General features: G+C 70.4%; 5 protein-coding genes. All 5 read left to right on the forward strand.

Going from position 1 to position 7,430, the window contains the following annotated elements; translation table 11 throughout:
- Positions 1 to 141: 141 nt before the first annotated feature.
- A complete protein-coding gene (gene metH / locus G3I41_RS33765; RefSeq protein ID WP_164404338.1) occupies positions 142 to 3,612 on the forward strand; it encodes a methionine synthase in 3,471 nt (1,156 codons plus the stop codon).
- Entirely contained in the window at positions 3,612 to 4,487 is an 876-nt protein-coding gene (metF, locus tag G3I41_RS33770; protein ID WP_164404339.1) for a methylenetetrahydrofolate reductase [NAD(P)H], read from the forward strand. The genes metH and metF overlap by 1 nt, the downstream gene beginning before the upstream one ends.
- Positions 4,477 to 5,928 carry an adenosylhomocysteinase gene (ahcY, locus tag G3I41_RS33775; RefSeq protein WP_164404340.1) on the forward strand — a complete coding sequence of 484 codons (1,452 nt, stop codon included), beginning with the start codon at positions 4,477 to 4,479 and terminating at the stop codon, positions 5,926 to 5,928. The genes metF and ahcY overlap by 11 nt, the downstream gene beginning before the upstream one ends.
- Positions 5,929 to 6,193: 265 nt before the next feature.
- Positions 6,194 to 7,003: an NmrA family NAD(P)-binding protein gene (locus G3I41_RS33780; RefSeq protein ID WP_203602047.1), complete on the forward strand. Its 810-nt coding sequence runs from the start codon at positions 6,194 to 6,196 to the stop codon at positions 7,001 to 7,003.
- Positions 7,004 to 7,083: 80 nt separating this feature from the next.
- The coding region (locus G3I41_RS33785; protein ID WP_164404341.1) for a hemerythrin domain-containing protein at positions 7,084 to 7,430 on the forward strand (347 nt) is incomplete at its 3' end.

Here is a 7,430-nt window from a genome sequence, read left to right on the forward strand (position 1 = left end):
CTGCGCGGTCGCCTCGCTGGCGCTGGGGGCCGTGGGCTCCCAGGCGTACGAGCCGGAGGCCGGCCGCGTGCTGGACATCCTGCGGCGGCAGTACGGCTCCGAGGCGGCGGCCGCGCTCGCCCCCGTCCTGGGCGGTGCGTCATGACCGCGGCGGAGCGGGTCGCCGCGCTCCGGGACGCGCTCGCCACCCGCGTGGTGGTGGCCGACGGCGCGATGGGCACCATGCTCCAGGCGCAGGACCCGACCCTTGAGGACTTCCAGCAGCTGGAAGGGTGCAACGAGGTCCTCAACGCGACCCGCCCCGACATCGTGCGCTCCGTCCACGACGCGTACTTCTCCGCGGGCGTGGACTGCGTCGAGACGAACACCTTCGGCGCCAACCACGCGGCGCTCGGCGAGTACGACATCCCCGAGCGGGTCCACGAACTGTCCGAGGCCGGTGCGCGCATCGCCCGCGAGGCCGCCGACGCGTTCACCGAGTCCACCGGCGAGCAGCGCTGGGTCCTCGGCTCCATGGGGCCCGGCACCAAGCTGCCCTCGCTCGGTCACATCCGGTACGCCACGATCCGGGACGGCTTCCAGGCGAACGCCGAGGGGCTGCTCGCCGGCGGCGCCGACGCGCTGATCGTGGAGACGACGCAGGACCTCCTCCAGACGAAGGCCGGACTGGTCGGCGCGCGCCGCGCGATGGACGCGACGGGCATCCGGGTCCCGCTGATCTGCTCGCTCGCCTTCGAGACGACCGGGACGATGCTCCTCGGCTCGGACATCGGCGCGGCGCTCACGGTCCTGGAGCCGCTGGGCATCGACCTCATCGGCCTGAACTGCTCGACCGGCCCCGCCGAGATGACCGAGCACCTGCGCCATCTGGCCCGCCACTCGGCGACCCCGCTGATGTGCATGCCCAACGCGGGTCTGCCCGTGCTGGGCGCGGACGGCGCCTTCTTCCCGCTGGGGCCGGACGGCCTGGCGGACGCGCAGGAGGCGTTCGTACGGGACTACGCCCTGTCGTTGGTGGGCGGCTGTTGCGGGACGACGCCGGACCACCTGCGGGCTGTCGTGGAGCGGGTGCGGGGCGTCGTGCCGCCGGACCGGGCCCCGCAGCCGGAGCCGGGTGCGGCGTCGCTCTACCAGACGGTGCCGTTCCGCCAGGACACGGCGTACCTGGCGATCGGCGAGCGCACGAACGCCAACGGGTCCAAGAAGTTCCGCGAGGCCATGCTCGAAGGCCGCTGGGACGACTGCGTGGAGATGGCCAGGGAGCAGGTCCGCGAGGGCGCGCACATGCTCGACCTGTGCGTGGACTACGTGGGTCGCGACGGCGTCGCCGACATGGACGAGCTCGCGGGGCGCCTCGGGACCGCGTCGACGCTGCCGATCGTGCTGGACTCCACCGAGGTCGACGTGTTGCGCACCGGCCTGGAACGGCTGGGCGGGCGGGCCGTCGTCAACTCCGTCAACTACGAGGACGGCGACGGCCCGGAGTCGCGTTTCGCGAAGGTGACGCGGCTGGCGGCGGAGCACGGTGCCGCGCTGATCGCGCTGACCATCGACGAGGAGGGCCAGGCCCGGACCGCCGAGCACAAGGTCGCCATCGCGGAACGGCTCATCGCGGACCTGACCGGCAACTGGGGCATCCGCGAGTCGGACATCCTCATCGACACCCTGACCTTCACCATCTGCACGGGCCAGGAGGAGTCCCGCAAGGACGGGATCGCCACCATCGAGGCGATCCGCGAGCTGAAGCGGCTCCACCCGGACGTGCAGACGACCCTGGGCCTGTCGAACATCTCCTTCGGTCTGAACCCGGCCGCCCGGATCGTGCTGAACTCGGTCTTCCTGGACGAGTGCGTGAAGGCGGGCCTGGATTCGGCGATCGTGCACGCGTCGAAGATCCTGCCGATCGCGCGCCTCGAGGAGGAGCAGGTCGAGGTCGCGCTGGATCTCGTCTACGACCGGCGCGCCGAGGGCTACGACCCCCTGCAGAACCTCATGGAGCTGTTCGAGGGCGTCAACATGAAGTCCCTCAAGGAGGGCAAGGCCGAGGAGCTGGCCGCCCTGCCGCTGGACGAGCGCCTCAAGCGCCGGATCATCGACGGCGAGAAGAACGGCCTGGACGGCGACCTCGCCGAGGCGCTGACCACCCGCAAGGCCCTGGACATCGTCAACGACACGCTGCTGGACGGCATGAAGGTCGTGGGCGAGCTCTTCGGCTCCGGGCAGATGCAGCTGCCGTTCGTCCTCCAGTCCGCCGAGGTCATGAAGGCCGCGGTGGCGTACCTCGAACCGCACATGGAGCGGGCCGAGGGCGAGGAGGGCAAGGGCACCATCGTCCTGGCGACCGTCCGCGGCGACGTCCACGACATCGGCAAGAACCTGGTCGACATCATCCTCTCCAACAACGGCTACAACGTGGTCAACCTGGGCATCAAGCAGCCCGTTTCGGCCATCCTGGACGCGGCCGTGGAGCACAAGGCGGACGTCATCGGGATGTCCGGGCTGCTGGTGAAGTCCACGGTGATCATGAAGGAGAACCTGGAGGAGCTGAACCAGCGCAAGCTGGCCGCCGACTACCCGGTGATCCTCGGCGGCGCCGCCCTCACCCGCGCCTACGTCGAGCAGGACCTGCACGAGATCTACGAGGGCGAGGTGCGCTACGCGCGCGACGCCTTCGAGGGCCTGCGCCTGATGGACGCGCTCATCGCCGTCAAGCGCGGCGTACCCGGGGCGGCGCTGCCCCCGCTGAAGCAGCGCCGCGTACCGCTGAGGGAGCCGAAGTTCGAGGAGCCGGCGGACGTCGGACGGTCGGACGTCGCCGTCGACAACCCCGTCCCCGCCCCGCCGTTCTGGGGCACCCGGGTCGTCAAGGGCATCCCGCACAAGGAGTACACCTCCTGGCTGGACGAGGCCGCCCTGTTCAAGGGCCAGTGGGGGCTGAAGGGCGACACGATCGATGCGGAGGGCCGGCCGAGGCTGCGGATGTGGCTGGACCGGCTGCGCACGGAGAACCTGCTCGAAGCGGCCGTCGTGCACGGCTACTTCCCGTGCGTGTCCAAGGGCGACGACCTCATCATCCTGGACGAGAACGGGCACGAGCGGACCCGGTTCACCTTCCCCCGCCAGCCGCGCGGCCGCCGCCTGTGCCTGGCGGACTTCTTCCGGCCGGAGGACTCCGGCGAGACGGACGTGGTCGGGCTCCAGATCGTGACCGTCGGCTCCAGGATCGGCGAGGCCACCGCGGAGCTCTTCGCCTCCGGCTCGTACCGCGACTACCTCGAACTCCACGGCCTCTCCGTGCAGCTGGCGGAGGCGCTGGCCGAGTACTGGCACGCGCGCGTCCGCGCCGGACTCGGGATCGCCGGCCGCGAACCCGACGGCCTGGACGGCATGCTGCGCACCGAGTACCAGGGCTGCCGCTACTCGCTGGGCTACCCGGCCTGCCCCGACCTGGAGGACCGCGCCAAGATCGCGGACCTGCTGCGGCCGGAACGGATCGGGGTGCACCTGTCCGAGGAGTTCCAGCTCCACCCGGAGCAGTCGACGGACGCCATCGTCGTCCACCACCCCGAGGCGTCGTACTTCAACGCGGGCCGGGCGGGGGGTGGCCGGTGATGGACCTGGTCACGGATCGTCCGACGTTCTCCTTCGAGTTCTTCCCGCCCCGCACCGCCCAGGGCGAGCGGACCCTGTGGCAGGCCATCCGCCGCCTGGAACCACTGGGCCCCGACTTCGTCTCCGTCACCTACGGCGCGGGCGGGTCGTCCAGGGACCGCACCATCGACGTCACGAAGCGCCTGGTCACCGAGACGACCCTGCGGCCCGTCGCCCACCTGACCGCCGTCGGGCACTCGGTGGCCGAGCTCCGGCACATCATCGGCCAGTACGCGGACGCCGGGGTGCGGGACGTACTGGTCCTGCGGGGCGACCCGCCCGGCGACCCCAAGGGGGAGTGGACCGCGCACCCGGACGGCTTCCACCACGCCTACCAGCTGGTCGAGCTGGTCCGCTCGCTGGGGGACTTCACCATCGGTGTCGCCGCCTTCCCGGAACGGCATCCGCGCTCGCCCGACTGGGACAGCGACATCCGGCACTTCGTCGCCAAGTGCCGCGCCGGGGCCGACTACGCCATCACGCAGATGTTCTTCGACGTGGAGGACTACCTGCGGCTGCGGGACCGGGTGGCGGCGGCCGGCTGCACCACCCCGATCATCCCGGAGATCATGCCGGCCACCGACGTCCGGCAGATCCGTCGCTTCGCGGAACTCTCCGACGCCGCCTTCCCCGAGGACCTGGCCCACCGCCTGGAAGCCGCGCAGCACCGGCCGGACATCGCGTACGAGATCGGCGTCGCCCACGCGACGCTGATGGCCGACCGGCTGCTCGCCGAAGGCGCGCCAGGGCTGCACTACATCACGCTGAACAAATCCACGGCGACCCTCGACATCCACCGCAACGTCATGAGCACTAGGAGCCTCCATGCCAGTTGAGACCATCGATTTCAAGGTCGCCGATCTCTCTCTTGCCGCTTTCGGGCGGAAGGAGATCACGCTTGCCGAGCATGAGATGCCCGGTCTGATGTCGATCCGCAAGGAGTACGCCGCGGTGCAGCCGCTGGCGGGGGCCCGCATCACCGGCTCGCTGCACATGACCGTGCAGACCGCCGTGCTGATCGAGACCCTGGTCGCCCTCGGCGCGCAGGTGCGCTGGGCCTCCTGCAACATCTTCTCCACCCAGGACCACGCGGCCGCCGCGATCGCGGTCGGCCCGAACGGCACCCCCGAGGCGCCGGCGGGTGTTCCGGTGTTCGCCTGGAAGGGTGAGTCGCTGGAGGAGTACTGGTGGTGCACGGAGCAGGCGCTGACCTGGCCGGACACTCCCACCGGTGGTCCGAACATGATTCTGGACGACGGTGGTGACGCCACGCTGCTGGTGCACAAGGGTGTGGAGTTCGAGAAGGCGGGTGCGGCTCCGGATCCGGCGACGGCGGACAGCGAGGAGTACGCGCACATCCTGACGCTGCTGAACCGGACGCTGGGTGAGTCGCCGCAGAAGTGGACGCAGCTGGCCTCCGAGATCCGTGGCGTCACGGAGGAGACCACGACGGGTGTCCACCGCCTGTACGAGATGCACCGCGACGGCAGCCTGCTGTTCCCCGCGATCAACGTGAACGACGCGGTGACGAAGTCGAAGTTCGACAACAAGTACGGCTGCCGCCACTCGCTGATCGACGGCATCAACCGCGCGACCGATGTCCTGATCGGCGGGAAGACCGCGGTGGTCTGCGGTTACGGGGATGTGGGCAAGGGCTGCGCGGAGTCGTTGCGGGGTCAGGGTGCCCGGGTGATCGTCACGGAGATCGACCCGATCTGCGCGTTGCAGGCGGCGATGGACGGCTACCAGGTCGCCACCCTCGACGACGTGGTGGAGCTGGCGGACATCTTCGTCACGACGACGGGCAACAAGGACATCATCATGGCCTCGGACATGGCCCGGATGAAGCACCAGGCGATCGTCGGGAACATCGGTCACTTCGACAACGAGATCGACATGGCCGGTCTGGCGGCGATCGAGGGCATCGTCAAGGACGAGGTCAAGCCGCAGGTCCACACCTGGACGTTCCCCGACGGCAGGGTGCTGATCGTGCTGTCGGAGGGCCGGCTGCTGAACCTGGGCAACGCGACGGGTCACCCGTCGTTCGTCATGTCCAACTCGTTCGCGGACCAGACGCTGGCGCAGATCGAGCTGTTCACGAAGCCCGAGGAGTACCCGACCGACGTGTACGTGCTGCCCAAGCACCTGGACGAGAAGGTCGCCCGTCTCCACCTCGACGCGCTCGGCGTGAAGCTCACGACGCTCCGTCCCGAGCAGGCCGCGTACATCGGTGTCGAGGTCGAAGGCCCGTACAAGCCCGACCACTACCGCTACTGACCCGCCACCGTACGAGGTGATCGCCCAGAGAGCCCCTGGAGAACCGCTAGAGGCGGGGCCCGGTGACGTGGCTCGTCCGGCGAGGGGCTGCCTACGCTGCGGATGAAGGCCGTACCCGACGGTCCTTCCGCAGCCACCCCCACCGGACAGCGCCGCCACCGCCGCCACCGTGCGGATCCCCAGCACCATCCGCACGCGACCACTCCCTCATGACGAGAACGACGTGCACCACACCACCACGCAGGCCACGACAGACGGGACGAACATGACGAACACGACCCTTGTGATCGGCGGCACGGGCAAAACCGGGCGGCGGGTCGCCGAGCGGCTGTCCGCCAAAGGGCTCCCCGTACGCATCGGATCGCGCTCCGGCACGCCCCCCTTCGTCTGGGAGGACCCCGCGACCTGGGACGCCGCCCTCGACGGGGTGAGCGCCGTCTACATCACCTACTACCCCGACCTCGCCTTCCCGGGAGCCGCCGAGACCGTCGGCGCGTTCGCGAAGGCCGCCGTCGCCAAGGGGGCGCGCCGCCTGGTGCTGCTGTCCGGGCGCGGCGAGGAGGGCGCGGTCATCAGCGAGGACAAGGTGAAGGAGTCGGGCGCGGACTGGACCGTCGTCCGCGCCAGCTGGTTCAACCAGAACTTCAGCGAGAGCTTCTTCCACGACCTGGTCATGGCCGGCGAGATCGTCCTGCCGACCGGGGACGCGGTGGAGCCCTTCGTGGACGCCGACGACATCGCGGACGTCGCCGTCGCCGCACTCACCGACGACAAGCACATCGGCAAGACGTACGAGCTGTCCGGCCCGCGCCTGCTCAGCTTCGGCGACATCGCCCAGGAGCTGGGCAAGGCCACCGGCCGCACCATCACGTACATCCCCGTGAGCGTGGACGAGTACCGCAAGGCCCTTGAGGAGAACGGGCTCCCCGTCGAGTTCGCCGACCTGTTCGGGCTGATCCTGGACGGCCGCAACGCCCACCTCGTGCACGGGGTCGAGGAGGCCACCGGCCGCAAGCCGAAGGACTTCGCCGACTTCGCCCGGGACGCCGCCGCCAGCGGTGTCTGGAACGCCTGACCGACAACCGGGACCCGTGGGACGGGCGGCCGCACACGGCGGCCGCCCGTTCCTGTCCCCCCTCGCGTGAGGAGGCACCCATGACCGGTACCGAACCGATGACGAGCGAACACCTCCCGTCGCTGCCCGGGCACTTCCACGGATTCGCGCTGATGCACATCGCGATGCGCCGCGACGCCGCCCGGCTCGTGGCCGTCACACGCTCCGGGACCGGCGCCCGCACCGACGGGGTGGTCGCCTGGTGGCACAGCCTGCGCGAGGTGATCGACTGGCACCACCACAGCGAGGACGCCGTCCTCTGGCCCGAACTGCGCCGCGCCGTCCCCGGCTTCGACCGGGCCGCCGACGCCATCGACGGCGACCACCAGCGCCTCGACGCGGCGATGGACGCCGTCGGCGCCGCGCTCCGCCCGGGCGCCGGCCCCGG

Origin of the sequence: Streptomyces sp. SID9727, assembly GCF_010550605.1 — a bacterium.
In the GTDB taxonomy this organism is placed as follows: domain Bacteria; phylum Actinomycetota; class Actinomycetes; order Streptomycetales; family Streptomycetaceae; genus Streptomyces.

Coding starts and splice junctions, on each gene's coding strand:
- metH (WP_164404338.1), top strand. CDS start 142: ATGACCGCGGCGGAGCGGGTCGCCGCGCTCCGGGACGCGCTCGCCACC.
- metF (WP_164404339.1), top strand. CDS start 3,612: ATGGACCTGGTCACGGATCGTCCGACGTTCTCCTTCGAGTTCTTCCCG.
- ahcY (WP_164404340.1), top strand. CDS start 4,477: ATGCCAGTTGAGACCATCGATTTCAAGGTCGCCGATCTCTCTCTTGCC.
- G3I41_RS33780 (WP_203602047.1), top strand. CDS start 6,194: ATGACGAACACGACCCTTGTGATCGGCGGCACGGGCAAAACCGGGCGG.